The organism is Pseudomonas sp. PB103 (assembly GCF_009764635.1).
Lineage (GTDB): Bacteria > Pseudomonadota > Gammaproteobacteria > Pseudomonadales > Pseudomonadaceae > Aquipseudomonas.
In genome coordinates, this window is record NZ_RWIL01000049.1 from 57,838 (window position 1) to 82,727 (window position 24,890).

At 52.6% G+C, this 24,890-nt stretch carries 24 protein-coding genes and 1 pseudogene; 15 read left to right on the plus strand and 10 right to left on the minus strand.

Annotated elements, in window-relative coordinates; genetic code table 11:
• Positions 1-130 precede the first annotated feature (130 nt).
• The 6 genes from EJA70_RS09075 (at position 131) to EJA70_RS09100 (ending at position 8,825) form a co-directional block, all read left to right on the plus strand.
• A complete protein-coding gene (locus EJA70_RS09075; RefSeq protein WP_024014928.1) occupies positions 131-985 on the plus strand; it encodes a TnsA endonuclease N-terminal domain-containing protein in 855 nt (284 codons plus the stop codon).
• Complete coding sequence (locus tag EJA70_RS09080; protein ID WP_158830528.1) at positions 982-3,150, plus strand: Mu transposase C-terminal domain-containing protein; 2,169 nt, start codon at positions 982-984, stop codon at positions 3,148-3,150. The genes EJA70_RS09075 and EJA70_RS09080 overlap by 4 nt, the downstream gene beginning before the upstream one ends.
• Positions 3,147-4,607 (plus strand): ATP-binding protein, encoded by a 1,461-nt coding sequence (locus EJA70_RS09085; RefSeq protein WP_019816907.1) that lies wholly within the window; start codon positions 3,147-3,149, stop codon positions 4,605-4,607. Before EJA70_RS09080 ends, EJA70_RS09085 begins: the two co-directional genes overlap by 4 nt.
• A 17-nt stretch (positions 4,608-4,624) precedes the next feature.
• Positions 4,625-6,292, plus strand: a complete 1,668-nt coding sequence (locus EJA70_RS09090) for a TnsD family Tn7-like transposition protein (RefSeq protein ID WP_158830529.1) — start codon at positions 4,625-4,627, stop codon at positions 6,290-6,292.
• 381 nt (positions 6,293-6,673) lie between these two features.
• Positions 6,674-8,305, plus strand: coding sequence for a TniQ family protein (locus EJA70_RS09095; RefSeq protein WP_243753519.1), 1,632 nt, complete (start codon positions 6,674-6,676; stop codon positions 8,303-8,305).
• Between the two features lie 187 nt (positions 8,306-8,492).
• Entirely contained in the window at positions 8,493-8,825 is a 333-nt protein-coding gene (locus EJA70_RS09100) for a DUF2790 domain-containing protein (RefSeq protein WP_032872197.1), read from the plus strand.
• 305 nt (positions 8,826-9,130) lie between these two features.
• Here the strand turns inward: EJA70_RS09100 and EJA70_RS09105 are convergent, their stop codons facing one another.
• From EJA70_RS09105 to EJA70_RS09130, 6 genes and pseudogenes are all read right to left on the minus strand, one after another.
• Positions 9,131-9,598, minus strand: a complete 468-nt coding sequence (locus tag EJA70_RS09105; RefSeq protein WP_032872163.1) for a DUF411 domain-containing protein — start codon at positions 9,596-9,598, stop codon at positions 9,131-9,133.
• Positions 9,588-10,391 (minus strand): annotated as a pseudogene (locus EJA70_RS09110) (cytochrome c). Before EJA70_RS09110 ends, EJA70_RS09105 begins: the two are co-directional and overlap by 11 nt.
• Positions 10,392-10,400: 9 nt before the next feature.
• Positions 10,401-11,375, minus strand: coding sequence for a copper resistance protein B (locus EJA70_RS09115; RefSeq protein ID WP_019816897.1), 975 nt, complete (start codon positions 11,373-11,375; stop codon positions 10,401-10,403).
• Positions 11,347-11,595, minus strand: a complete 249-nt coding sequence (locus EJA70_RS09120) for a hypothetical protein (RefSeq protein ID WP_131670796.1) — start codon at positions 11,593-11,595, stop codon at positions 11,347-11,349. The genes EJA70_RS09115 and EJA70_RS09120 overlap by 29 nt, the downstream gene beginning before the upstream one ends.
• A gap of 12 nt (positions 11,596-11,607) precedes the next feature.
• Positions 11,608-13,584: a copper resistance system multicopper oxidase gene (locus EJA70_RS09125; protein ID WP_158830531.1), complete on the minus strand. Its 1,977-nt coding sequence runs from the start codon at positions 13,582-13,584 to the stop codon at positions 11,608-11,610.
• Between the two features lie 177 nt (positions 13,585-13,761).
• Positions 13,762-13,968: a co-regulatory protein PtrA N-terminal domain-containing protein gene (locus tag EJA70_RS09130; protein ID WP_019816895.1), complete on the minus strand. Its 207-nt coding sequence runs from the start codon at positions 13,966-13,968 to the stop codon at positions 13,762-13,764.
• Between the two features lie 383 nt (positions 13,969-14,351).
• On the opposite strand from EJA70_RS09130, the gene flgB reads away from it, so the two are divergent.
• A complete protein-coding gene (gene flgB, locus EJA70_RS09135; RefSeq protein WP_019816894.1) occupies positions 14,352-14,765 on the plus strand; it encodes a flagellar basal body rod protein FlgB in 414 nt (137 codons plus the stop codon).
• Between the two features lie 110 nt (positions 14,766-14,875).
• Here the strand turns inward: flgB and EJA70_RS09140 are convergent, their stop codons facing one another.
• Positions 14,876-15,076, minus strand: coding sequence for a heavy-metal-associated domain-containing protein (locus tag EJA70_RS09140; RefSeq protein WP_019816893.1), 201 nt, complete (start codon positions 15,074-15,076; stop codon positions 14,876-14,878).
• Positions 15,077-15,437: 361 nt separating this feature from the next.
• On the opposite strand from EJA70_RS09140, the gene EJA70_RS09145 reads away from it, so the two are divergent.
• Genes EJA70_RS09145 through EJA70_RS09160 form a run of 4 tightly spaced genes read left to right on the plus strand, consistent with a single transcriptional unit; the run spans position 15,438 to position 17,280 of the window.
• Positions 15,438-15,713 (plus strand): metal/formaldehyde-sensitive transcriptional repressor, encoded by a 276-nt coding sequence (locus tag EJA70_RS09145; RefSeq protein WP_019816892.1) that lies wholly within the window; start codon positions 15,438-15,440, stop codon positions 15,711-15,713.
• A gap of 20 nt (positions 15,714-15,733) precedes the next feature.
• On the plus strand, positions 15,734-16,666 hold the full coding sequence (dmeF, locus tag EJA70_RS09150; RefSeq protein ID WP_158830532.1) for a CDF family Co(II)/Ni(II) efflux transporter DmeF: 933 nt from the start codon (positions 15,734-15,736) through the stop codon (positions 16,664-16,666).
• A 39-nt stretch (positions 16,667-16,705) separates the two neighbouring features.
• Complete coding sequence (locus EJA70_RS09155; protein ID WP_045061253.1) at positions 16,706-17,077, plus strand: hypothetical protein; 372 nt, start codon at positions 16,706-16,708, stop codon at positions 17,075-17,077.
• A 2-nt stretch (positions 17,078-17,079) separates the two neighbouring features.
• Positions 17,080-17,280 (plus strand): DUF1289 domain-containing protein, encoded by a 201-nt coding sequence (locus EJA70_RS09160; RefSeq protein WP_019816980.1) that lies wholly within the window; start codon positions 17,080-17,082, stop codon positions 17,278-17,280.
• 20 nt (positions 17,281-17,300) lie between these two features.
• On the opposite strand, the gene EJA70_RS09165 is transcribed toward EJA70_RS09160, so the two are convergent.
• From EJA70_RS09165 to EJA70_RS09175, 3 genes are all read right to left on the minus strand, one after another.
• Positions 17,301-19,658, minus strand: a complete 2,358-nt coding sequence (locus EJA70_RS09165; RefSeq protein ID WP_158830533.1) for a heavy metal translocating P-type ATPase — start codon at positions 19,656-19,658, stop codon at positions 17,301-17,303.
• Between the two features lie 181 nt (positions 19,659-19,839).
• Positions 19,840-20,373: a plastocyanin/azurin family copper-binding protein gene (locus tag EJA70_RS09170; RefSeq protein ID WP_019816982.1), complete on the minus strand. Its 534-nt coding sequence runs from the start codon at positions 20,371-20,373 to the stop codon at positions 19,840-19,842.
• A 157-nt stretch (positions 20,374-20,530) separates the two neighbouring features.
• A complete protein-coding gene (locus EJA70_RS09175; RefSeq protein WP_024616841.1) occupies positions 20,531-20,884 on the minus strand; it encodes a co-regulatory protein PtrA N-terminal domain-containing protein in 354 nt (117 codons plus the stop codon).
• Positions 20,885-21,088: 204 nt separating this feature from the next.
• Here EJA70_RS09175 and EJA70_RS09180 point away from each other — a divergent pair, with 204 nt between their 5' ends.
• The 4 genes from EJA70_RS09180 (at position 21,089) to copD (ending at position 24,849) form a co-directional block, all read left to right on the plus strand.
• Complete coding sequence (locus tag EJA70_RS09180) at positions 21,089-21,775, plus strand: heavy metal response regulator transcription factor (RefSeq protein WP_019816984.1); 687 nt, start codon at positions 21,089-21,091, stop codon at positions 21,773-21,775.
• A complete protein-coding gene (locus EJA70_RS09185; RefSeq protein ID WP_070411942.1) occupies positions 21,775-23,163 on the plus strand; it encodes a heavy metal sensor histidine kinase in 1,389 nt (462 codons plus the stop codon). Before EJA70_RS09180 ends, EJA70_RS09185 begins: the two co-directional genes overlap by 1 nt.
• 360 nt (positions 23,164-23,523) lie before the next feature.
• Positions 23,524-23,907 (plus strand): copper homeostasis periplasmic binding protein CopC, encoded by a 384-nt coding sequence (gene copC / locus EJA70_RS09190; RefSeq protein ID WP_074759363.1) that lies wholly within the window; start codon positions 23,524-23,526, stop codon positions 23,905-23,907.
• Between the two features lie 3 nt (positions 23,908-23,910).
• Positions 23,911-24,849: a copper homeostasis membrane protein CopD gene (copD, locus tag EJA70_RS09195; RefSeq protein WP_158830534.1), complete on the plus strand. Its 939-nt coding sequence runs from the start codon at positions 23,911-23,913 to the stop codon at positions 24,847-24,849.
• The last annotated feature ends 41 nt before the right edge of the window (positions 24,850-24,890 follow it).

The following is a 24,890-nucleotide window of genomic DNA, read 5'->3' on the forward strand; positions in this document are numbered from 1 at the left end:
TCATCGCTTCAACTTTCAGCGGGTGTAGTCTGGAAAATGTTTTGAATGCGGCCGCTTTGGCGGTCGTGTCCTTCTACGACTTTTTCTCGACGCGAGGTGAAGCGGTCCGCATCGACTGAGGAGGCGTGGGTTGCGAGGTCGTAAATTTGCATCACAGCAGGACATTGAACGGCACATTGCAAATGGATTTGGCGAAGGCGCCGGGGCAAGCTACGTGCCTTGGCTGCGGGTACAAGATGTCCCGTCGATAGGTCGTTCGCACAAGATTCAAGGTGTGAAGATCGAGAGGATTCATCACCTCCTGTCAGATCTCGAGCGTTCCTACTTCCTTGTGTGTGAATTTTCTGAAGACGTCGTGGATATCCGGGAGCAATACCCTTTACTACCCACAGAGCGTGCGCAAGCGATAGCGTCGGCGATCGATGTACGCTATCCAAGATACCCTAGAACAACACTGCCTTATGTGATGACAACAGACTTCCTGTTAACTGTTAAGGACCCGAGCGGAAACTTCAAATCGGTAGCTAGGACGGTGAAGTATCGTTCAGATTTAATTGGCAACGGAAGTAAAAGAACGCTTGAAAAACTTGAAATTGAAAAGCGTTTTTGGGAAAGCCAAGGTGTTGATTGGAAAATCGTAACAGACGAGTTTTTTACACGAGATTTGATTAAAAATCTTGGACTAATCAGGAGGTACTCGAAGCTCTCTCGTGATTTAATGAAAGCGCCGTTGCATTCGAATTTTATCGAGTGCCTTGTAAACAGCCGGGAATATTCGTGGACCTTGGCCACCTGTCTAAGAAAAATAGCATCACTTCTGTCCATTTCCTATATAGACGCTCAAGCAATTTTCTTTCATCTGGTTTGGAACAAGATACTGAAAATCGATTTGGTTAACACTCCTCTCCACCTTACTGGTCTAGTTCCTGGCTTCGAAGTTTCACCGAGCCCTGTCCAAGTATCGTTGAAGGAGAAAATGTCATGACTGTTCTCGTTAATGACGTTTTCGAGCCTGTAACCGATCTGTCGGTCATCGCTACGATAGCCAGGCTCCTTTACCAAGATGAAACGCATGACTTAGCAGTTGTGATGGATCTATCTGACCCACCCCGGCAGCCATACGCTGTGGGTCTGGAGGAGCTTCGTCGATCGTTAGCGTCTGGTCACACCAAACCAGCAGCCATTGCCACGCCCGAGTTCATGCTTGTGCTTGAGGAACAGTTGGATGAGAGAGCCAAGCAAGGCCGGGACGAAAAGTGGGCCGTCATCGCCCCTCTGCTAGATCCTGAATACCCAGGACAAATATTTGTACGAGGTGAGTTAGGCCGACTTGTTAGCAAACGGGCGTCAGAGCTCGGAATCCAGCGGAAAACGATCTATCGACTTCTTTACCGCTATTGGTTTTATGGTCAAGTTCGCAACTCATTGCTTAACAATTATACGGCAGTAGGGGTTGCCGATAGAAAATATGATCCGAGCAGGCCACCAGGGCGAAAGCCTAAATTTCAAGGCGTTCTTACTTCGCCTTCCAAGATGCTCAGTGCAGTTGATAAACGATGCATCCGTGTTGGATATGCTCTTTATGTAAGAGATAAGAAATCATCTATTTCGAGCGCATATGACGAAATGTTGAGACGATTCTACTCTGTTCGAGACATCTCTAAAAACAGTGAAGAAGAGCTTCGTTTGTTGCCTGGTTCAGAACTCCCCAGCTTGAGGCAGTTCCAATATTGGGGACAGATTTTTTTCGACGAGATTGCAACCGAGCGTGGCCGTAAAGGATTGAGGAGATGGTTAAAGGACTGCCGTCCGCTTTCAGGTACCGTTCGCGATTGGCTGCGTGGACCCTGTCATCAGTTCGAGATCGACGCGACTATTGCCGATATTTATTTGGTCAACAGCTACTCCAGGCGGATGCTCATTGGCCGGCCCGTAGTTTATATCGTTGTGGATAGCTTCTCCGGAATGATTGCTGGTCTCTATGTAGGATTGGAGGGCCCTAGTTGGAATGGGGCCAGGCAAGCGCTGTTCAACGCGTTTACCTCCAAAGTCGAGTTCTGCGCTCAGAACGGCGTCGAAATCAATGCAGATGATTGGAATTGTCACCACCTGCCCCACCAGATTTACGCCGACCGAGGAGAGATGCTGTCACTCGCAGCAGAGGGGCTATCGTCAGGATTGGGAATTGAGATGGGCACTGCTCCGCCTTATCGGCCGGATTGGAAGCCTATGGTGGAAAGTCGGTTTGGCATTTTGAATGATTTGACGGGTATCAGATGGCTACCTGGCGGGGTAGCAGCGCGAGACAAAGAGCGAGGCGAGCGAGATTACCGGCTCGATGCCACGCTGAATCTCAAAGAGTTCACCCAAATCCTCATCAAGTGCGTACTCCACTATAACGGGCACCATCGACAGCCTGAACGACTGACGCAGGCGATGATGAATGACGGCGTTGAACCTACACCCAACGGGATATGGAATTGGGCCTGCGACAACGACCTGATCGAATCCAACAAACGTCCTGACGAGCTGGTTTACCTCCATCTCTTGCCTCGCGAGCGCGCGACCGTTCAAAAGGGTGGGGTTATGTTTCGCGGCATGCACTACGTGTGTGATATGGCCATAGAGAAAGATTGGTTTGCCAAGGCTCGCAAAGGGGGCGTTTGGTCAATAGAGTGTTGGTTCGATCCGAACTCGGCGGCACACATTTGGATTCAGGGAGAGGCCAAGCAGTTTATCCGTTGTGATCTTCGACGATCGGATGCCGGTTACGCGAATTACCGCTCGGACGAGATTTTTGATCTGCTCGAAGCCTATCGCCAAAAACCGCCTACTCGCCGGCGAGCCGAGCTGGAAAGCCGTGTGCAGCTTAGCGATCAGGTCCACCAGATCATCAGTCATGCACTCGCAGAACGAAAACTGGAACCTGCTCCGCCCACCAAGGCAGAGGCCACTGGAAACATCCGCGAGAACCGCGCAGAAGAACGTCTCCGTGAGCGTGAAAATGCGGTTGTTCCTGAAGGCGTTAGGGCGGAGCCAGCTTCACTTCAATCTGAATTGACACCGAAAGCGCATGATTCATATGCCGGCGAGCGGACTGCGCAGGTTATCGATTTGCTCAAAAGAATTCGGCCAGGACAGGCAAAATGAAAGGTGCACAGACGTTCGCCAATTACGTCAGACAGGACATTAGTGAGTATGCGGGTAACCCGCTTATCGAAGCTTTGCCTCCGATATTGTCGGAGGCGGCGGCTGTTGAACTGATTTCGAACTTTCCTCAGCCGGTGGATCCGAAAGAGCTGACGCTCGAAGGAGCCACTCGAATTCACTGTATCGACAGGCTGAGAACCGTCGTACAGCCGTTCTTGCTACATCTGGAACTGGAGGCCCTGTTCTCACTGCTCATCCGTCGAGGGTATGTCGGGCGTAACCCGATGTCGCCCGCTACCGTCCGGCATTTGCATTCTTTATCGGGAGCTCAGCGTTACCACGATGCGTTCAAGTCCACTGCAGAAACGTTTACGGTCGTCGGCCTGAGCGGCATTGGCAAGTCAACGGCACTCCACGCCATCTTGAGCCTTTATCCACAGACAATCCGTCATGAGCGCTATGAGGGAAAGCAGTTTGTTCATACCCAAATCACATGGCTGAAGCTTGACTGCCCTCGGGATGGATCGCTGGCTGGATTTTGCCAGCAGTTTTTTTATGCGGTTGGAGACGCTCTAGGAGACAAGGACTACCACAAGCGCTACCGGCATCGAAACATCAATGATGCGCTGCAACAGATGGAGCAGGTGGCCAGCACGTTTTTCATCGGCGCCTTGTTGATCGACGAGCTGCAAAACCTCCACCTGGCGAAAACCGGTGGTAAGGAGAGCATGCTGAATTTTTTCCTGCACTTGGTAAACAACATCGGTATCCCGGTGGTTTTCAGTGGCACGAACTCGACGATTAGCCTGTTCTCAGAAGCCATGCGGACTGCCCGCCGAGTTTGTGGTGCTGGTACGCTCGAATTCAAACGATTCGAAAAGGATGATGAGGAGTGGCGGTTGTTGGTCGAAAATCTCTGGAGCTATCAGTGGTGCAAACAGACGGCTGAGCTGACCGACGAGATTTTTGACACGCTGTATGAGCACACTCAAGGCGTCACGGATTTCCTGGTCAAGCTGCTGGTATTGAGTCAGCGTTATGCGGTCCAGAGTGGCTCGGAGTGTTTGACTGCCGAGATCCTGGTGAAGGTAAGCAACTCAAAAATGCAGATTCTAAAGCCAGCCCTTTCAGCTCTGCGTAGCCGTGATCCGAAGCGGATGCGACAGTTTGACGATTTGCTGCCGATTGAGGATCAGCTGAGCGAAATGATGGTTTTCGATGGATTGGCACGAGAGGATCGCCTCACCTTGCTTCGAAGCGTTGTATCCCGTGAGAAGCCGGTAGACCCATCTCCGACCATTTTTGCGAAAGATCACCCATCGCCGATTGCTACTGCTGTGGAAAACTCAGAGGCTAAAGCGCTTAGCGAACATGACGCTCCCCTCGACGCTCTGCGCGCTGCGGGCTGGCTCAACGAGGACCTGTTTGAGTTCTCACCGATGTATCACAAAGCGTGAGTCGGAGGGGGGGTGAAGTGCAACTTAAACTCCATTTCTTCCCCGCCGCGTTTCCCGACGAGACGCTGCACAGCGTGATTTCTCGTTATGCCCGTCTTTGCGGTGTTCGTAATTGCCAAGCAGCATTTGCCGGACTGAAATCGGCGGCAGCTTTTTCGCAAAATGTGGCATTCCCGAGTCATTTAGGGGATTTTGTCGATGCGCTACCCAGCGGTACTGAGCTATCGGTAGCCGAGGTCCTCATGCGCCACACATTATTACCCTACTATGCGCCGTTTTTGAGGATGAGCCAGGTTGAACACGCTCGGACACTGATGACCGCTGATGGGAAAGGCTTGATGTTAAAGCTGGGCGTCAACGCGAGCCGTATTGGATTCGCCTCCCGAGTGCGGTTATGCCCAGAATGTATTGCCCAAGATCAGGCTCAACGGGGAGTTGCTTACTGGCACAGGGTCCACATGCTTCCAGGCGTGCTGGTATGTCCGCATCACGGTACGTCACTCAGGATCCTTGATCCTCGCTGGTTAAGCCGCAGCTCTCGACAACTTAATCTGCCGAGTGATGAGAATGTGCAAGCACACACGGTACATCTCGACACCCCGTTGCGGTGCATGCCACCGCTTCACGAAATAGCGTTGCGCTCACTTCAGGTCCTCGAGTCTGAAGTCACTGCTTTGTCGGCGGAGGCGGTGCGCTACACGCTTTTACAAAGGGCAACGCAGCTCAACCTTGCTTCTGATAACCATCGCTTGCACCTGCACATGCTGGCGCAGCACATGGCCGATTTTTTTGCCACACTCCCGCGAGAATGGGAATTTTCTATACTCGGAGATGTTCGTGCAGGTACACCCGCCTCATGGGTCACGAAGCTGCTTCGTACGCCTATAACCTCTCACCATCCGCTCAAATACATCTTATTGGCCGGTGCTCTGGGCGTTGAAATGGTGAGCTTGCTGCATGGTCAATGCCCTGTGAAACAGGCGGTGGCATGTGATCCGAAAGCTCACATTCGGCTTCACGCGCGCCTTTCTCAGGTGATGCCAGGTGAAGGCCTGGACTGTTCGTCAGCCGCTGTGTGGGAACATGCTCTTGAAGGAGCTGATGCCAAAAAGATCGCTGTCGTTCTAGGCGTTTCATCAGCGTATGTCTATCGTCACATCCGAAATGTACCCGGCGGGCAAGATGCTTGGAGGGAGGCGCGATTTCACATTGAGCTATGCGCAAGACGCGCGGCTTTCGAGGCTGATTATCGATTGTACAAAGCACATGCATGCAGGGGGTATGCGTGGCTGTATCGTCACGACAGACAGTGGCTTTCGGAGTCAACTGCAAACCCAAGCCCCCATCGTACGCCCCGTCTGAATAGCGCCGAAATGTTCGCTGCCCTCGATGCGAGACTGTCCGGCGAAGTCCGTCAGTGTGCCGACACGCTTTATGCTCTTGCGGGTAAGCCTGTCCGCATTTCGCGTACCAGGATTGGTCGGGAGCTTCATGTTCTTTCTCGCTTCGAAAAGCAGCTCTGCAAGCTTCCTCTCTGTGCAGCAATGCTCGAAAAAGTATGTGAACCAATCGAAGGCTTTCACGATAGGCGTCTGCAATGGGCTAGACGCCAATTGTTCTCGGAGGGCATGCCTATATCACGTTCTTCGCTCTACAGAGTCGCGAGCATTCGGCCCCTGCTGTAATCCAGCCGGGCATTCTCTCCATCTAAAAAAGTTCTAAATCAATTCACCGTGAACACATTGTTTTTCTGTTAATGAAAATTTGCACCCACCAGAATAGCGTCGGCATACGCTGGATCATCACAATCATCATCTAAAACGTACTAACCCGCGATCACCCGAAATAGTTTTGCAATCGCCATTGGCTGACCTACACGGGTTATCGATACGTGTTCTGTATTTCAAGGAGTACGGGCGCGGCGGGGTTTAGATGAATTTACTACGATTCAAAGTTGAGCGGCTGTGTCATTTCCAAATCCAGACCGGATACAGAATTTTACGGGTTGCATATATACTGCCCCCGGATGCACGTTCTCTTCGACCCCTACCTTTAATTGGTAAATGATGTCTGATCTATTATTTTTTCCCGTGTCGATGCCGGATGAAATGCTGCACTCTCGTGTCACCCGCTATCACTATCTGTCAGGCAATAGAACCGCGACAGAAACCTACCGCGATTTGTTCGCATCGAAACCCTTTTGCATTGGTGGCATCGTACCCAAGCAGATCGAGAGGCTCGCACACAGGCTGCCGGGGCAATCGGAGAGCAATCTCGCAGAGCTGATCAGTAGCAATACTACTTTTCCTGCTTACCGGCCGTTTCTTGGGGTTAAGCAGGGGCCGGAGAACAACGAAGGACCGCTGGGTTATGACGGGGTGGTACGGGTGCCCCGCAGAGAAGAGTCCACCCATGGCAAGGCTAAGCTTTGTCCTACCTGCGTTCAGGAAGATTTGATTGAGCGGGGTTCTGCCTACTGGCATCGATCTCACCAGATACCCGGTGTTGCCGTCTGTTGGCGTCATGGCGACGCATTGATCCATGCCTGCCCCGAGTGCTCTCGCCCGTTCTACCGTAAATTGAAGCTGCTTCCCAATCTGACTGAGCCATGCGCATGCGGCTGGAGCCCGTTAAACAGCGCAGCAATACACAAGGGGTCAAAGATGGAACAGAAAGTCGCTCTGTTCGCACACGATATCCTGCAACGCAATATCCCTCCGATAGGCAGTACGGTATTAAGTTCGTGCTACGTCCGCCAATGCAAGAAACGCGGATTCATTTTCGGAAAAAATGCGGGTATCGCAAAACTATTCGACAGCATCCAAAGCGCTTACGGCGATGAGCTTTTGGCGCAGATTGATCCAGCCTACAACACCGGAAAGCATGAGCAATGGATCCGGCTCAAATCAGATAAAGGTCAGCTAAATATGCCGCTCGCGCGGCATTTGATCATTGCTCTTCATTTGTTTTCCAGTGCAGATGGCTTTGAAGAGGCTCTGAAGAATGAGTCTATTCTGCTGAGTGCCGCTGTTTCTCCGCGAGCGCCCAAAGTCGAAGAATCGCGTCTTAGTCAAAAAACTAGATATCGCCAAAAAATCGAGTTGCTTTTAGCGCTACGTACCGATGCCAATATCGAGTACCTCTGGAAGAAGGCGTACAAACCTACGCAATGGATTCTAGAAAATGATAACGCATGGTTAATGGCAAAACTCCATGCCCCTAAAAAAGCTACAGTTAAGGTCGAAAAGTCCGTCGACTCAAGAGACGACGCCTATGCAGCCCTTATCGAAGCGGGCGTAGATGAGCTGTATAAAGTTACGAAAGATCCGAAGAGAGTGAACATTCGGAATTTGCAATCGCTGCTCCCAGGTTCGTTACCTCATGAGCTGGATCTACGCAAGCAGAGGTTCCCTCTTACTTATCAACAGATCAAGATTCATCAGGAGTCAGTATGGCATTTTCGTCTAAGAACTTTGGTGTGGACTGTCTCTGAACTCATCAGGATGAAGCTCCCCGTGAATTACTCGACGGTAAGATTGACCTCAGCGGTATCAAGCAAGGTTTTCCTGGTTTTTTGCAGTTTCTTCGAGTGGGATCTGGAAAGCCTGGCAAGAACCGGGGTCGACGCGGAGGCCCTGCTCAGGTCTACCGGCGTATCGAGGAATTGGGAGGGACCACCGGTTCAAATAAGCTTTTGAGGGCATCTTTGTTCCGTCAGCGTCTGCCAACCTTTGGTGTTAACAAAAATCCCATCTGGCTTGAAAGCGTAAATGCGGGGTAGCGTCCACCTTTCACATTAGTAACCTTCGCGGCAGCTTTCTGAAAGCTTTCACTTGTTACTCTTTAACTCAGTAAATTGAGCTTTAGGAGAAAATCATGAAAGCAATGACAGCAGTGAAAGCGTTTTGCGCCGCTTCGATTTTGACCTTATCTTCATTAGCCATGGCTGAAGGTGGCGGTGACCGCGTGTATGGTCGAATGATGCAAGAGAACCAACAAGCAATGGAGCAATATGCCTCAAGGAACGGCAAGACTCCTCCTGAAGTTGTTCATTATGAATATGGTATGAACCTCGATATCCACAAGGTCGTCAGTGTCACGCAAGCCAATAAAACCTGTGGGGTTGCTCCTTCGCGCATGACCTATGAAGACTCTACGGGCAAGCTTAACACCGTGGAATATAAGGTCATGGCCGACAACTGCCCCCATGGAAGCTAGACAATGAAAATTATTTAAGAACTGCATAATTCTCCTTTGTCCGAAACTAGCTTACTGCTCGCTGACGTAGAAGTAATTTTCAGGAAAGGCTGAAGTTATCCATTTTATGAAATCATGTCCGTCAGTTGAAGTGTTTCTAACGTACAGTAAACAATTGCTCGACCACCTGATACATCCCGCCTCCTTGTTTTTCCTTTGGTTTGGGAGGTGGTTTAGGCGCCCTAGTGGCGCCTTTTTTACGTTCGAAATGAGCTATGTCCTCTGCACGGCCATGACCTTCACCATGCAGGAGTGAGATTAGAAGATCAGTTTTCGGGGTATTCAGCAACGACGTGGTCTGTGCCTGCCTTTGACAAGCCGATTACGTTATACGCGTCATGTTTCCCGTCCACTTCCATTCCTGGGGAGCCGGCCGGCATGCCTGGAACGGCAATCCCGAGCAGGTCATCACGTTTGCTCATCGCAATGATTTGCTCGGCGGGCACGTGACCTTCAACAAACTTTCCGTTGATGGTTGCTGTGTGACAGGACGAGAGCTCAGGAGAAATCCCGAGACCGCGCTTGATCGCGCTCATGTTGGTTTCCACGTGATCAACGACGGTAAAGCCGCTGGCTTCAAGGTGCTGGACCCATTTCTTGCAGCATCCGCAATTAGCGTCGCGATGTACATCGATCGTCAATGGCTCTGCTGCGTGACTGGCTGAACTGATGAACAGAGCCACGAGAGCAGCGAGACGAAGTGCCCGTCTGCGACGAAGAGAATTATTTCGCATGGGTATGTTCCTTCCCATCAGTATGTGTATGTGATTTGGGCTGTACGGTTGGAGTCGGGGCCGCGTCATCTGAAGCTTCCCTACCCTTATGATCGGCGTGGTCCGCAGGCTCCTTTGCAGACGGCGCTGCGGAGGGGCCATGGGCATGTGCCGTGTTTTTCTCGTCATCATTAGCGCGGACTTCCGCCCTTTGGTTGGCAGCACCTGCGCCACTTTGCCCCTGGGTCGTTCCATGTTGACCCTCATGGTTGTGCATCACGCTTTCGCCACCACCGTGTTGATGGCCACCGCTACTCGTGATCAGGGCTTTGTATTGCTCTGTATCAAGTGACGGAAGCTGCTGGAGAAATGCGACCATCCCCTATATGTACGGATCGGCCATGCTTTTGCCCCACGCGGGCATGCCGGTGGATTTGATGCCGTGCTTGATGATCCAAAAAGCTGCGGCTGGGTGCCCATCGACGCCCAGTTTTGAAAGGTTCGGAGGTGCGGGGTAAAGGCTGTTACTCAGTTCGGTGCCTGTAAGGCCCGGAGCCAAATGGCAACCGACACACATCGAGTTGTAGTTGCCAGCACCTTCACGGATGAGGGCTTCTTGGCTCAGGTCGGGGACCTGAATGTCGCGCGAGCGCACTTCGATCGAGCGATCCCGAGCAATAGAAAGTAGCGCGTAGACAGGGGCAGAGTGGGGATCATCCGCCCCGACATTGATCACGCCGAAATATACCACGCCGGCAGCCGCTGCTACGGTGGCCAGACCAGCAGCTATCAGTGCCTTCAGTGTAATCTTCATGCCCGGTTCTCAGAACCACATCCGGATACCGGCGACAAAGCGTGCCTCGCTGGCATCTTCACCTTCCTCACGTGCAAAGTCTGCCGTATTGCCATAGGAACGGCTCCAACTCACCCCGATATAAGGGGCAAATTGGCGGACAATCTCATAACGCAATCGGAGCCCCACTTCGGTGTTGGCTAATCCGGACCCGATGCCGCGCTGAGGGTCATTCTTCCCATAAAAATTGACCTCGGCCGTCGGCTGCAAGATCAATCGATTCGTCAGCAGAATGTCGTAATCGCCTTCCAGTCGAGCAGCCGATTGACCGTTCTCACCGATGTAGGCAGTCGCTTCGGCCTCGAAGTTGTAGAGGGCCATGCCCTGAATGCCGAGTGCGGCCCAGGTTTGAGGAGACCCTGGTTTGAAATCCTGTCGTACACCGGTGACGACGTCCCACCACGGTCCGATGGAGTGCCCCCAGAGCGCGGATAATTCAGCACTTTCCGTCACGCCATTGGTACGTTCGCCTTCCGAGCGCAACCACAGTCGATCAATGTCACCGCCGATCCATCCTTTCGCATCCCAAGCCAACGCACTACCGTTGTCAGCATCCTGGTATTCAAACTTATCCAGCAGCATGAAAGAGTTGATTGTTTTGTCGTGGACACCATGACCAGCGACATCTGGAAAGGCGGCTGCACGGTCAGCATCGGTAAGTACGGGGACAGGGGTTCGACTGGTTGTCGTCGTCCCTTCATCCATACTTTCCATGCCGGTCATTTGACCGTCGTCCATTTTCATCTTGCTGTGGTCCATAGCCCCCATGTTGCTATGGTCCATCGCTCCCATGGAGCCATGGTTCATCTTCGAGTGATCCATCTCTTCAGCGGCGTGAGCCACGGCAAAGAAGACAGGACTCGTAGAAACTGCCAATACCATCAACGTTGGGCGTAAAAAATTCTTGGTCATGATCTCAATCCGCCTTCTTGTTTTCATGGTCATGATCCATCGACTCATGGCGCATCTTGGTATGAGGTATCGTCGCGTGATTCGGCGTTGCCTCGTTTGACGTGGTCGCAGTCTTGTTCGGCGCATCCGCAGAAGTAGCAGGTGAAGGATCACCACGTTCTTCGACTGCCAATGCTACGCAGGAGAATCCACCCATCAGGCCAAAAGCAAAGAGGCAACCGATCAGCGATTTACGATTTAGGTGTGTGCTCACAGATCGTCTCCTTTACTCATCAACCCGTACTTCACGGAACATGCCCATTTCCATATGGAAAAGCAGGTGGCAGTGATAGGCCCAGCGACCTAAAGCATCGGCGGTTACTCGATAGCTGCGCTTGGTACCCGGTGGCATGTCGATTGTGTGCTTACGTACCATGAACTTGCCGTTTTCATCTTCAAGGTCGCTCCACATTCCATGAAGGTGGATGGGGTGCGTCATCATGGTGTCGTTTACCAAGGTGATGCGAAGACGCTCCCCGTACTTGAGACGAAGGGGCTCAGCATCAGAAAATTTGATGCCGTTGAAGGACCAGGAAAACTTTTCCATGTGACCGGTCAGATGCAGCTCAATGGTGCGATTGGGCTCTCGGCCATCAGGGTCCTGGAAAGTGCTCTTCAGATCTGAGTAAGTGAGCACCCGTCGACCGTTGTTCCGCAAACCGATACCTGGATCGTTCAGTTTTGGCGTTGGGTTCATGGCCTGCATGTCAACCAACGGGTTGTTGGTTTCGGACGCTGGGTGAGATTGCATCTCGCCTCCCATACCGCCCATCCCTGCCATCTGGCTGTGGTCCATGCCGGCCATGTCGGACATGTCGCCTTTGTCCATCCCCGCCATCTTGCTGTGGTCCATGCCGGCCATGTTGGACATGTCACCTTTGTCCATCCCTGCCATCTTGCTATGGTCCATGCCGGCCATGTTGGTCATGTCACCGCTGCCCATGCCGGTCATCCCGGTCATGTCACCTTGGTCCATTCCCTGCATCTTGCTGTGATCCATGCCAGCCATACCTGACATGTCACCCTGTTTCATATCGCCGCCGCCCATGCCAGCCATGCTGCCATGGTCCATGCCAGCCATACCGCCCATGCCCATGTCATCCATGGTCAACAGCGGACGCGGATCGATCGCCGGTACCGGTGTTTTCAGTCCTTCACGAACTGCCAAGGTCCCCCGCGCATAGCCGGTTCTATCCATGGACTGGGCAAAGATTGTGTAAGCCTCCTCGGTGGCAGGCTCAACAATCACATCATAGGTTTCTGCCACGGCGATTCGGAATTCATCGACACTGACTGGTTGGACATATTGGCCGTCGGCCGCCACCACGGTCATTTTCAAACCAGGAATGCGAACATCGAAATAGCTCATCGCTGAGCCATTGATAAAGCGCAGGCGTAGCTTCTCGCCAGGCTTAAAAATACCGGTCCAGTTGCCGTTCGGCGCTTGGCCATTCATGAGGTAGGTGTAGGTATCCCCGCTGACGTCTGCCAGATCAGTTGGGTTCATTTTCATTTCGGCCCACATTTTCCGGTCGGCGACGGCAGCAGACCAACCTTGCTTGCTGACGTCGTCGATGAAGTCGCCCACGGTACGTTTGTGGTGGTTGTAGTAGTCCGATTGTTTCTTGAGTTTGGCCATGACGCGCCCAGGATCCTCATCGGTCCAGTCAGTCAGCATCACCACATAGTCGCGATTGTATTGAAACGGCTCAGGCTCTTTCGAATCGATGACTATTGGCCCGTAAACACCTGCCTGCTCTTGCAACCCAGAATGGCTGTGGTACCAGTACGTGCCGTTTTGATGCACCTTGAACTTGTATTCGTACATGCCGTCGGGCGCGATGCCGTGGAAGCTCAAACCCGGTACGCCATCCATGTTGGCAGGCAAAATAATGCCGTGCCAGTGGATGGAGGTGTCTTGATCCAGACGGTTCTTCACGCGCAGAGTGACCGTCTCCCCTTCGCGCCAACGCAGCAAAGGCCCCGGCAACGAGCCATTGATGGTCATGGCTGTGCGCGGCGAGCCAGTGATGTTTACCGGCGTTTCACCAATAAACAGATCAAATTCGTTGCCGGTGAGGACGCTCGGCAGGCCGGGACTGGTCACTGCCCATACAGGAGTGCGCCACAGACCAAGGCCGCCAAGGATGCCGCCGGCGGCCAGGCCTTTAACGAATGTCCGTCTAGAGGTTTTGGAATGCATGCCGTTTATTTCCAATCAGTCAAAAGGGAGCCGTTCAAATCAACCCGTGAGTTGGCAAGATGAGCTTCGCGTACCGAAAAAAAGACGAATTTTTCATTGCAAGCGAGCTCAGAAATTGCCACATCTAAACCACCTTCGTGATTACATTTCTGTCAGCTTGGCCGCGTGCCTGATCGTTCAGCAGTTTTTATGGTCCATCGCTTTGGCTTTGCTTTCAGCGACAGGCGGTTGAGCGCTCTGCGTTTGAGCTACCTGGTACGATTCCATCGAATTCGTCCTGGCCACTTCCATACGTGCGAAAGTCCGGTCACCACCGCCTTCAGCCATGGCCAGAGTGGAAACAGTCAGCGCTGCGACGACGAACAAGGTTTTGATGGTGTTCATATGGGCTACCTCAGATGTGTGAAAATATCCCCTCTGAATCACATCATGGATTGGACTCTTTGGGGGTGAGCAAAAGACTCAGTTGGACTATAAGAGACACCCCCTGTCAGGAAGCTTAGGCCAATATTACAGTTGTGTCAGTTTGGAATATTTTTCTTGAAGTACACGCTATTTAATACGTATGGTCTCCATCTTTTCGCATTGCGCGACTTTTATTGAATATAAGATTGAAGTGTAATCATTGCTTTGGGTTCCATTAATTCTCACGGAGGCGATGTTCTAGGTCTCTGCATTAAAATTAATAGGAGACTTGAATGCTCTGCTGCAACAGCTGGGTGTTCAATGATCAAAGAAGATAGTAATGCCACCGAGGGTGATTAATTGTGAGTATTAATTTTGAGAAAGCATTAGGCTCCGCAGAAAGAGCGTTAGTTTATCGTGGCCAAAGAGCTGAGATCTTAAGTAACAATATCGCGAACGCTGACACTCCGAACTTCAAAGCCCAAGACTTGGATTTTTCTACTGTGCTCGCCAGCCAAACCAAAGAACCTGCTACCACTGCGTTTTCTTTGAAAACAACAAACGCAAAGCATTTTCTTAAGAAAGAATCGGCGGTGGCTATATACGGGCGCGACTTGCTTTACAGCACGCCGGCTCAGCCTGCCTTGGACCAAAATACTGTCGATCAGCAGGTCGAGGTCGCGAAATACACGGAAAACGCGATACGTTTCGATGCCGCTTTTACTCGGCTAAATGGAGCATTCAAGGGTTTGCTCAAAGCTCTGCGCGGTGACTAGCAGCATAGGCGCATGCGAGCCAACTTTGGCCGATACAGCGGCTCAGGTACTTTCGGATTCAAAGGTATTCACCATCAGACGACGCTCTACTCAGGAGCAGGCGTCTCCATTCAATGGCTGATCTTGGAAGGAAAACCAACAGCCTCCACAGCTTTACGGAGCTGTTCAGCGTTTTCGCTACTTTCAACACTCACCTTACCGGTTGATCGATCGACGGAGACCGTAGCGTTGTCGTCCAGTGCCTGGATCGCTCTGGTGATTTTGCCGACGCAGCTGCCGCAACCAATGCCTGATACATCTAAGACGACCATGTGAATTACCCTCGTGCTGAGCGGTGTCTTTTCCCCGCAGCGACAGCATCGACGTTGACACCATGGCAAGGTCAACGATTATCTAATCAAAGCCGTGAGCGCAGATTTCGAGAAGTTTTACGGGACTTGACCACTCGGCTGCTAATTAGCTCGCTACCATTTGAACGGTTTCCAGGAGTGCGCCCTATTGTTCTCGTCGGTAAAGGTCGGCTAACGGCAACATTGCGGCTCTCTCGCTTGATCCAACGATTTTGTATGCCTCTCGTTTCGTCAACGGCTTTGATCTGTCCTCCCGCGAACCTTGCATAGGTATAGGGGGGAGGCCTATCATGCGACCCTATATAGGTAGGGGGGGTATAGCGTGGGTCATATCGCATCACACAAAGACGATCTTCTTAAACGTGTAAAACGTATTGCCGGGCAAATTCAAGCTGTTGAACGAGCATTGGAATCGGACTTCGACTGCGCCAAGACACTACATCTTGTTGCGGCCACTCGGGGTGCCATCAACGGGCTGATGGAGGAGATCATCGAGGATCACGCACGAGCACATGTCGCGAACCCCGCGCTCAGCGAAGAAGAGCGTAACAAGGGCGTCGAAGAGCTTCTTGAAGCTATCCGCCGGTACTCCAAGTGAATGCATCCAGGTAAACACGTATGAGCAGGACCGACATCGATTACACACACGACCACGTGTTTCTAGGCTCAGCGCACGATGAGAATGCCAAGCGTACGCTTTGGGTTGTAGCACTCACGGTGGTAATGATGATCGGGGAGATCACCGCCGGCTATATCACGGGTTCGATGGCGTTACTGGCCGATGGCTTCCACATGGCAACCCATGCCGGCGCATTGGGCATCGCGGCGGCCGCTTACGGATACGCAAAACGCCACGCTACCAGCCAGCGCTACAGTTTCGGTACAGGAAAGGTTGGAGACTTGGGCGGGTTCGCCTCGGCGCTGATTCTTGGCATGATTTCGTTGGGCATTGGCGTTGAATCGTTCATGCGTTTGTTGCAGCCAACACCGGTTCAGTTTGGCACCGCGACCCTCATCGCCGTTGTCGGTTTGCTCGTCAACATTGTCAGTGCCCTGCTGCTGGGTCATGGGCATGGGCATGGGCATGGACATGGACATGGGCACGACCACGATCACCCTCATGCCTACAACGGAAACGACAACAACTTGAGGTCCGCCTATGTCCACGTCGTTGCAGACGCGCTGACGTCGATTCTGGCCATCGCTGCCTTGCTTGCCGGTCGATATCTGGGTTGGGTGTGGCTCGACCCGGTCATGGGTATCGTCGGCGCTATCGTTATCGCGCGTTGGGCCTGGACCTTGATGGGGGTAACTGCGGGCGTGTTGCTCGATCAGACCGACGCGCACGTTGCCGAGGAAATCCGCGAACTCGTTGAGAAACCTGGTGGCGCTACCATTACAGACTTGCACGTTTGGAGGGTGGGACCTCAAGCGTGCGCGGCGATCGTCAGCGTTCTAGGTGAAGCCACTGTGAACGCCGAGAGCATTCGTGAGCGTCTCAAAACAGTTCACGAAGTCAGCCACCTGACCGTCGAGTTCCGGCAGACATGACTCAGCGCCTGTCCAGCACAACCTCTATAGGACACACCGATGCCGCCCGGTAAACGTGAACTGGCTCGGATCGAGCGCCAGTTGATCGTCACGCTCACCGACGCGTGCGAAACAGCAAAGGACGAGATAAAGGGGTTTATTTGGCTCACTCACACCGCTGACCTAAGTGCGTTGGCTGAAACCCTGAAGGTCATCTGGGTGTTCGAAACCCTGGCTGACAGGAAGCGGGCCGAGATTGACGCGAAGGCCCGCATCTTTGAGTTGACGGCGATCGCCTTGAAAGAGGCCAATCTTGACCTGCCTGTTTCAGACCGCAATGTCCGCTTTGACTCGGAGCAAGAGTGCCAACGCACGCACATAGGCGACTGGAAACGTCGCGTGGCTCAACTACATAAAGCTAAGGGGGACTGACCATGGCAAAAGAAATCGAGAATCCTTGTATCTCGGTTTGCCAACTCAGTGGTGATCTGTGTGTGAGCTGCGGGCGGAATAAGGAAGACATCAGAAAGTGGAAGCGCATGAAGCGGCCCGAAAAAATGGCCGCTGTGCAAAGGGCGAATGCGCGCTTAAAGGGATTGAAGAAAGCACATGGATCGCCATTCCCCCCGAGTTAAAACCGCTGCAATTTTGAAGGTCAGTCAACTCGGGTATTCCTCAGCCTCAATGCATTGAAAACTACCGACGCGGAACTGACGCTCATGGCTATGGCAGCGATCATTGGCGACAGGAGGTGCCCCGTCAATGGATAGAGCAAACCAGCGGCAAGAGGTATACCCATTGAGTTGTAGAGAAAAGCAAAGCCCAAATTCTGGCGCATGTTTTTAACTGTGGCGACCGAAAGAGCTCGTGCTCGTAAGATCCCCATCAGGTCACCTTTGACCAGCGTGAGTTGCGCGCTATTCATCGCCACGTCAGTCCCCGTTCCCATGGCTATCCCCACATCTGCTCGCGCCAGGGCCGGAGCATCGTTGATACCGTCACCTGCCATGGCCACTTTTCGCCCGTGTTGCTGTAGGTCTGCCACCAGACGTTCCTTGTCTTGGGGTTTGACTTCACCGTGGACCTCTTCAATCCCCATCTCCCTGGCGACAGCCCGAGCGGTAGTAAGCCCGTCCCCAGTAGCCATGATGATTTTCACGTTGTGAGCCTTAAGCTTGGTGACGGCCTCTTTTGAGGTTGGCTTGATCGGATCTGATACGGCCAACAAACCTGCCAATGCGCCGTCGACGGCGAGGTAGATAATACTGATGCCGTCAAGTCGCAACACCTCAGCGCGCTCTTGTAGGGAGTTGGTGCTCACGCCTGCGGCTTCCATCAACGCTGTGTTCCCCAGCTGGAGCTTCTTGCCATCGACAACGCCACTGACGCCGATACCCGAATCCGACTCAAAGGATTCGGGCTTGGTGAGCTTTATGTTCTCGGCTCGGGCGTGATCGACGATCGCATGTGCTAAAGGATGCTCACTGCCCTGATCAAGGCTGGCAGCCAGGTGAAGGACGTCGTCGGGATTGAAGGTGGGAGTGGCCTCCACGCTGTGAAACACGGGCCGTCCCTCTGTCAGGGTGCCTGTCTTGTCGACAATCAGCGTGTCGATTCTGCAAAGGCTTTCAATTGCACTGGCATCTCTGAACAAAACACCCATGCTGGCTGCTTTACCTGTCGACACCATGATCGACATAGGCGTAGCAAGTCCCAACGCACAGGGACAAGCGATGATCAGCACGGCGACAGCGTTGATTAGACCAAACACCCAACTGGGCTCAGGGCCGAAAAGCCCCCAACCGATAAATGTCATTATCGCAATCGCGATAACACCCATCACGAAGTAGCCGGCAATCGAGTCGGCCATTCGTTGCATCGGCGCCTTGGAACGCTGAGCTCTCGCGACCATCTGTACGATCTGGGACAGCATGGTTTCGGCACCGACCTTCTGGGCCTCCATCACCAGGCTCCCATGCGTATTCAGCGTGGCGCCGATCAGGCTATCTCCAGCTTTCTTCATTACCGGGACTGGCTCGCCAGTGAGCATCGACTCATCCACCGCACTTTCACCCTCAAGTACCGAACCATCAACTGGCACCTTTTCACCCGGTCTGACCCGTAAGTGGTCTCCCAGGTGCACATGTGTGAGAGGAATGTCTTCCTCCTGGCCATCGGCATTGATCCGGCGTGCAGTTTTGGGCGAAAGGCCGAGAAGAGACTTAATGGCGGCGGAAGTTTGTGATCGGGCTTTGAGCTCAAGGATCTGGCCAAGCAACGTGAGCGAGATGATGACCGCTGCCGCTTCGAAGTAAACGCCGATACGTCCATCTTGCATGAAATTGGAGGGAAAACTTTGGGGGAAGAGCGTTGCTATGACGCTGTACAGATAAGCTGCGGCGGTGCCCAACCCAATCAGAGTCCACATGTTGGGACTGCGATTTTTAACCGAGGCCAGTCCCCTTACAAAAAAAGGCCATCCTGCCCATAAGGTCACGGGTGTCGCCAGAGCGAACTCGATCCAGTTTTGAGCTGAACCATGAAGAAGTTGTAACGAGTGACCCGCCATCGCGAGCACGGTTACGACCACGGTTAAGGGCAGCGACCACCAGAAGCGGCGATTGAAATCCCGGAGTTCAGGATTTTCTTCTTCATCAAGCGCCGGCATGACAGGCTCTAGTGCCATGCCACATTTAGGACAGTTACCGGGTCCGGTCTGCCGTATTTCAGGATGCATCGGGCACGTAAATTCAGCGCCCGTTTGTACCGCAGACTCCGGCGTTGTGCTGCCTGACTCGTCGCGCACCACGTGGCCACTGTAGCGCTCAGGGTCCGCTCGAAACTTCTCCTGGCATTTCAGGCTACAGAACCGATACGTCTGTCCCTGGTAAGTCTCAGCAAATTTACTCGACGAAGTGACTGCCATTCCACACACCGGGTCATGTAGATCAGCATCATCCTGGGAAGCAGCATGGGTGTGATTATGGTCGTGATGGCCAGAGGTGGTAGGCATGTCTATTCCCCTTGTAAGGTGCTACTAGAAATGAGCATATTCAGTACAACGATTATTTGCGGCTCCACAGTGGTGCGGTGATGTTTCCGCACGGACCCCGGCTGAGTAAGCGTTGCTATGTTACTTGCGACTTAGCGTAGCCAACTCTTGCGTCGGGCCGGCAGAAATAGCCGACTCCGGTTTATTTCAGATCAAACTCGCCGACCATTCCCGATTGGTAATGCCCCGGCACGTTGCAGGCAAACTGAAGCCCTGCACTGTCGTTGAAGGTCCAGATCAGCTCTTGGGTTGAGCCAGGCTCAATCAGGACACTGTTAGGGTCGTCATGCTCCATTGCGACCATCTTCATTCCGCCCATGCCGTGGCTCATGCCGCTCATCTTCCCGGTACCGGTAGGGCTTAGTGTTCCGTTCTTGAACATGCTTGCCATTTCTTTCTGGTGTGCTGCATGAGCAGCGGCTTTGCCGATGTTGAACTCATGCAGCAGCGAACCCTCGTTGCGAAGGACAAAGCGGATTGTTTCACCAGGTTTTACGTCGATGCTTTTAGGCTTGAAAAAAATGTCGCCCATCTCGACCTCAACCGTGCGGGTAACGTCAGAGGCCACACCAGGCTGGCCTATGTCGTCTTGTCCATGCCCTGCATTAGCCATAGCCGTGGCAGCGAAAAACAGGGTCATTGCTGCGATGAACGGAGTAGCGAGCGTAGTTTTCATGGTGACCTCAGGAATACGTGGGAACATTGGCTATGCTAATGATGCTCAGCTGCCAGCTAACTGACTTGGGCATTACTTCTTTGTCAGTTTTCTAAATAGATACGGCGTCCAATTGACGCCGCAACAAGATGCTGACAAGAACTTATCCAGGGGGCGTTTATTGATGGTTTTCTGAAAGCATCAATTTGTGCTCGCGCTGCATCTGGCGCAAAACGTCATCAACGATTTTGTCGTGCTTCTCCATCCAGGCTAGATGCTCTTGGGGTGACATTGAGGCATCTGGGTGATCGTTGTGGAGCTGGCTCATGATGTCCCCAAGCATCTTCATGTGTTCTGCCATGTGGACGTGACGCTCTCCTTCAGGGGCTTGTTCAGCTTTCATCAACGTGGCTTCGGCCTTGTCGCGCAAACCTTCCATACGCTCAATGACTCGATCTCCGCCGCTTTCAGCCCACACAGAAGCCGAGACCAGTATCGAGCTTACAAAAAACAGCATTTTCAGGCGGTTCATAGGGGTAGCTCCTCATGAGGGAATCCGACTTCCATACGATTCATCGCTCAGAGGTCGGTCGAGCACCAATAAAGTACTCATGTCTGAACCCTAGCCAGCACTCGCTGACATCTACCTGAAGCCAAGATTACTTTTCTGTCAGTTGCTGGTTGGCTGCCAGTTTTCGTTGCAGACTCCGCTTAACCATTATCTGAGAACGACCTCATGAGACTTCTTGTCGCTGAAGACGAACCAAAAATAGGTATCTATTTGCAGCAAGGGCTCAACGAGGCCGGGTTCAATGTCGACCGTTTCACGAATGGAAAAGAGGCGCTTCAGCACGCTTTGAGCGAAGCCTATGATCTGCTGATTCTCGACGTCATGATGCCGGGTTTGGATGGCTGGGAAGTCCTGCAGAAGGTTCGCGCTTCCGGGAAAGACGTCCCGGTGCTTTTTCTCACCGCCAGAGACCGCGTTGAAGACCGAGTGAAGGGACTTGAACTCGGTGCGGATGACTATCTGATCAAACCCTTCGCGTTTTCTGAATTGCTTGCTCGAGTCAGAACGTTGCTGCGTCGCGGTAGCAGCGCACCTTCGCAAACCTTTATGAAACTGGCTGACCTTGAAGTGGACCTGCTCAAGCGTCGAGCCATCCGAGGAGGCAAACGCATAGACCTTACGGCCAAAGAGTTTGCGTTGCTTGAGCTTCTGCTGCGTCGTCGAGGGGAGGTGCTGCCAAAGTCTCTTATCGCCTCCCAGGTTTGGGATATGAACTTCGACAGCGATACCAACGTTATCGAGGTTGCAGTGAGACGGCTCAGGGCCAAGATAGACGACGATTTTGAGGTCAAGTTGATTCATACCTCAAGGGGAATGGGTTACATGCTCGATGCACCAGATTCGGAGTCGTGATGAACCGGATGTCCCTGACGACTCGTATGAGTCTGATGTTTATGCTCGCGGTAACGGCTGTGCTCACGGTCGCCGGACTCAGTTTCAATAACCTCAGCCGGCATCATTTTAAGATGCTGGATCAGCAGGCATTGTACGAAAAACTCCACTCGACTCAGCGGATCTTGTCCGGGCTGAGCAACATCGATCAATTCAGCGAGGCTAAACCGGAGTTAGAAGCGCTGCTGGGCGCACACCGTGATTTGACTGCGCTTATCATCGATGGCGACGGCAAGGTGCTGTTTGCGGATCCCGGCCCGGTCGACGTTCCGAAGGCGTTTCGCACAACCACAAACACAACCGTCTGGGAATGGCGGGAGCAAGAGCAGATGTTCCGTGGTGTGACTGCCCAATCCGTAGTGACGGGACAAGAAAGGCCATTAACTGTCATGTTGATTTTTGACGTTACTCAGCATATGTCCTTTTTCGAGACGCTCGAACGATGGTTTTGGATAGGGTTGGTGATCAGCGCATTGGTCAGTGCTGCACTCGGCTGGATGGTAGCTAGCAGTGGCATGCGGCCTATCCGCCAGGTCACACGGGTAGCTGCCTCCATGTCAGCAAAATCACTCAAGGAGCGTATTCCCCTGGCACCCGTTCCGAAAGAGCTTCAACAGATGGTGTTGTCGTTCAACGCCATGTTATCCAGGCTCGACGATGCATTTGTCCGGTTATCCAACTTTTCGGCAGACATTGCCCACGAACTACGGACCCCCGTGAGCAACTTGATGACCCACACTGAAGTGGTGCTTTCGAGAAAAAGAAACATCGAGGACTACGAAGACAATTTGTACTCCAATCTTGATGACTTGAAGCGCATGAGCCGGATGATTGATGACATGCTTTTTCTGGCGAAATCTGACAATGGTCTAATTACGCACGAGAACAAGCCAATAGACCTGGTGGCTGTCGTGGAAAAATTGCTTGAGTACTACCGCCTGTTGGCTGATGAACGAGGGATCGAGCTTAAGGTTTCAGGACGGGGGAGCGTGCGAGGTGATGTCCTTATGCTCCACCGAGCGATTTCCAATCTACTCTCAAATGCGCTGCGCTACACCTATGAAGGGACGTCAATCAGTGTCGATATTCAGCACAAGGACGCGTCGGTAACGGTTGTCGTGGAAAACCATGGTGAGCCCATTGCCCCCGAACATCTTGAAAAGCTGTTTGATCGTTTTTATCGCGTGGACCCAGCGCGGCGAGAAGGAAGTCCGAGCAACGCAGGGCTAGGTCTGTCGATTACCCGATCAATTGTCGAAGCGCACAATGGCAAGATCTGGTGTACGTCAGGCGACGGGAAAACGGCTTTTCATCTTGAGTTTCCGGCCGTCGATTCCACGGTTAGCTGAGCGAGGAAACATTTGTGATCAACGGCGTCTTGGCGTTCTGCGGTTAGCTACGCCTCTGCGAATTTGCGGAGTGATTGAACTCCCCGGTCCTGCGGTACGCCGTCTCTTCTCCAGGCCTTGCTACGCTCAACGATTAGATGCCAAACATCGTATCAAGCTGACTGAAATGTAATCGAACAGTTTGTGATCGTGTGGCATCGTGTTCTCGCACTGTGACGTTAGGGCTAGCGAGTTTCTCCTGTTCAACTTGGCGAAGAGGACGGGGGCTCCGAGTTAATCAACAGTGGTTTTTAACGAAATTAAAAACTAGTTCCTCCCAAAAAACCTCGAATCAACAGCGCTTGCTGTGAGGAGTCTTGCATGTCATTCCTTAAAACTACGTCCGTGGCGGTTGCAATCACTGCTGGTTTGCTTCTGAGTGCAGTGGCCCAGGCACATCCAAAACTTCTTGCTTCCACTCCGGCAGAAGGCTCGGATGCGGCGGCTCCGTCGAAAATCGAACTGCATTTTTCTGAGAATCTCACCACTCAGTTCTCCGGTGCAAAGCTGATCATGACCGACATGCCTGGCATGCCTAACTCACCAATGGGTGTAAAGGCCGCCGTCGCTGCTGGTGGTGATCCGAAAACTATGGTGATTACGCCGGCTGCACCGCTGACCACCGGCACCTACAAAGTTGAATGGCGTGCAGTGTCCTCGGATACTCACCCGATCACCGGCAACTTTTCATTCAAAGTGAAATGATCCATGAGCGACTCATTAAATATCGTGGTTCGCTTTACTCTCTATTTTGACCTGATGTTGTTATTTGGACTGGCCATATTTGGCTTGTACAGCCTCAAGGGAAAGGAAAGGGTATCGGGCACGGTCTTGAACTTTGAGTCGCTTCTTTACGGTACCTCTGTTGCAGGTGTAGCTCTGTCCCTTGCTGCGATGTTGTTGCTTGCAAAAGCAATGAGCGGTGTATCGGAGCTTATGGAGCTACATCATCACATTTTTGAAATGGTCATCATGGGCACCGATGTTGGGTTGACCTGGATGGTTCGGATAGCCGCCTTGGTGGGGGCAATTCTGGGCGTCGCGTTGAATAAACGATTTCCGACACCCAGCCTCTGGATCGTCACCGTCTGTGGAGCAATCGCGTTGGCCACGCTAGCCTGGACAGGGCATGGTGCCATGGACGAAGGCAGCCGCCGCTACTGGCATTTTCTCAGCGATATTTTCCATTTATTAGCGGCGGGTGGCTGGTTGGGTGCTCTAGCGGCCTTCGCCCTACTGCTGCGGTTGAAATCACTGAAGGGTGAAGAGGAAGCACGAATTCTTGCCCGCGTGCTGACTGGCTTTGAGTCGGCCGGCGGTGTGGTCGTTGCGATCATAAGCGTAACGGGAGTAGTAAATTACCTTTTCATCGTCGGTCCCAACCTTGATGAGGTCATGCTGAGTACCTATGGTCAGTTGCTGTTTTTGAAGATCCTGCTCTTTGCTGGAATGATCGTTTTAGCCACGCTGAACCGCTTTCACTTAAGCCCGCTATTGGAGCGCTCAGTTCGCAATGGTCAATACTCTGTAGCGGTCAATGCCTTGCGCCGCAGCATGAAATTCGAATTCCTGATGGCAATCCTCATCATCTGTCTTGTCGCATGGTTAGGCACGCTAAGTCCTGAAATGGAAATGAGCGCGGAATAGAGGTGTCTGGCACCTAACCAAGAAGCCTGGAACGTGATTGT

What these genes read in the sequence shown, in the direction of transcription:
- EJA70_RS09095 (WP_243753519.1), top strand. Translation starts at nt 6,674, where the DNA reads ATGTCTGATCTATTATTTTTTCCCGTGTCGATGCCGGATGAAATGCTG.
- EJA70_RS09160 (WP_019816980.1), top strand. Translation starts at nt 17,080, where the DNA reads ATGGCAAAAGAAATCGAGAATCCTTGTATCTCGGTTTGCCAACTCAGT.
- EJA70_RS09185 (WP_070411942.1), top strand. Translation starts at nt 21,775, where the DNA reads ATGAACCGGATGTCCCTGACGACTCGTATGAGTCTGATGTTTATGCTC.
- EJA70_RS09170 (WP_019816982.1), bottom strand. Translation starts at nt 20,373, where the DNA reads ATGAAAACTACGCTCGCTACTCCGTTCATCGCAGCAATGACCCTGTTT.
- EJA70_RS09100 (WP_032872197.1), top strand. Translation starts at nt 8,493, where the DNA reads ATGACAGCAGTGAAAGCGTTTTGCGCCGCTTCGATTTTGACCTTATCT.
- EJA70_RS09105 (WP_032872163.1), bottom strand. Translation starts at nt 9,598, where the DNA reads ATGCGAAATAATTCTCTTCGTCGCAGACGGGCACTTCGTCTCGCTGCT.
- copD (WP_158830534.1), top strand. Translation starts at nt 23,911, where the DNA reads ATGAGCGACTCATTAAATATCGTGGTTCGCTTTACTCTCTATTTTGAC.
- EJA70_RS09125 (WP_158830531.1), bottom strand. Translation starts at nt 13,584, where the DNA reads ATGCATTCCAAAACCTCTAGACGGACATTCGTTAAAGGCCTGGCCGCC.
- dmeF (WP_158830532.1), top strand. Translation starts at nt 15,734, where the DNA reads ATGAGCAGGACCGACATCGATTACACACACGACCACGTGTTTCTAGGC.
- EJA70_RS09085 (WP_019816907.1), top strand. Translation starts at nt 3,147, where the DNA reads ATGAAAGGTGCACAGACGTTCGCCAATTACGTCAGACAGGACATTAGT.
- copC (WP_074759363.1), top strand. Translation starts at nt 23,524, where the DNA reads ATGTCATTCCTTAAAACTACGTCCGTGGCGGTTGCAATCACTGCTGGT.
- EJA70_RS09165 (WP_158830533.1), bottom strand. Translation starts at nt 19,658, where the DNA reads ATGCCTACCACCTCTGGCCATCACGACCATAATCACACCCATGCTGCT.
- EJA70_RS09175 (WP_024616841.1), bottom strand. Translation starts at nt 20,884, where the DNA reads ATGAACCGCCTGAAAATGCTGTTTTTTGTAAGCTCGATACTGGTCTCG.
- EJA70_RS09080 (WP_158830528.1), top strand. Translation starts at nt 982, where the DNA reads ATGACTGTTCTCGTTAATGACGTTTTCGAGCCTGTAACCGATCTGTCG.
- EJA70_RS09155 (WP_045061253.1), top strand. Translation starts at nt 16,706, where the DNA reads ATGCCGCCCGGTAAACGTGAACTGGCTCGGATCGAGCGCCAGTTGATC.
- EJA70_RS09180 (WP_019816984.1), top strand. Translation starts at nt 21,089, where the DNA reads ATGAGACTTCTTGTCGCTGAAGACGAACCAAAAATAGGTATCTATTTG.
- EJA70_RS09130 (WP_019816895.1), bottom strand. Translation starts at nt 13,968, where the DNA reads ATGAACACCATCAAAACCTTGTTCGTCGTCGCAGCGCTGACTGTTTCC.
- EJA70_RS09115 (WP_019816897.1), bottom strand. Translation starts at nt 11,375, where the DNA reads ATGACCATGAAAACAAGAAGGCGGATTGAGATCATGACCAAGAATTTT.
- EJA70_RS09140 (WP_019816893.1), bottom strand. Translation starts at nt 15,076, where the DNA reads ATGGTCGTCTTAGATGTATCAGGCATTGGTTGCGGCAGCTGCGTCGGC.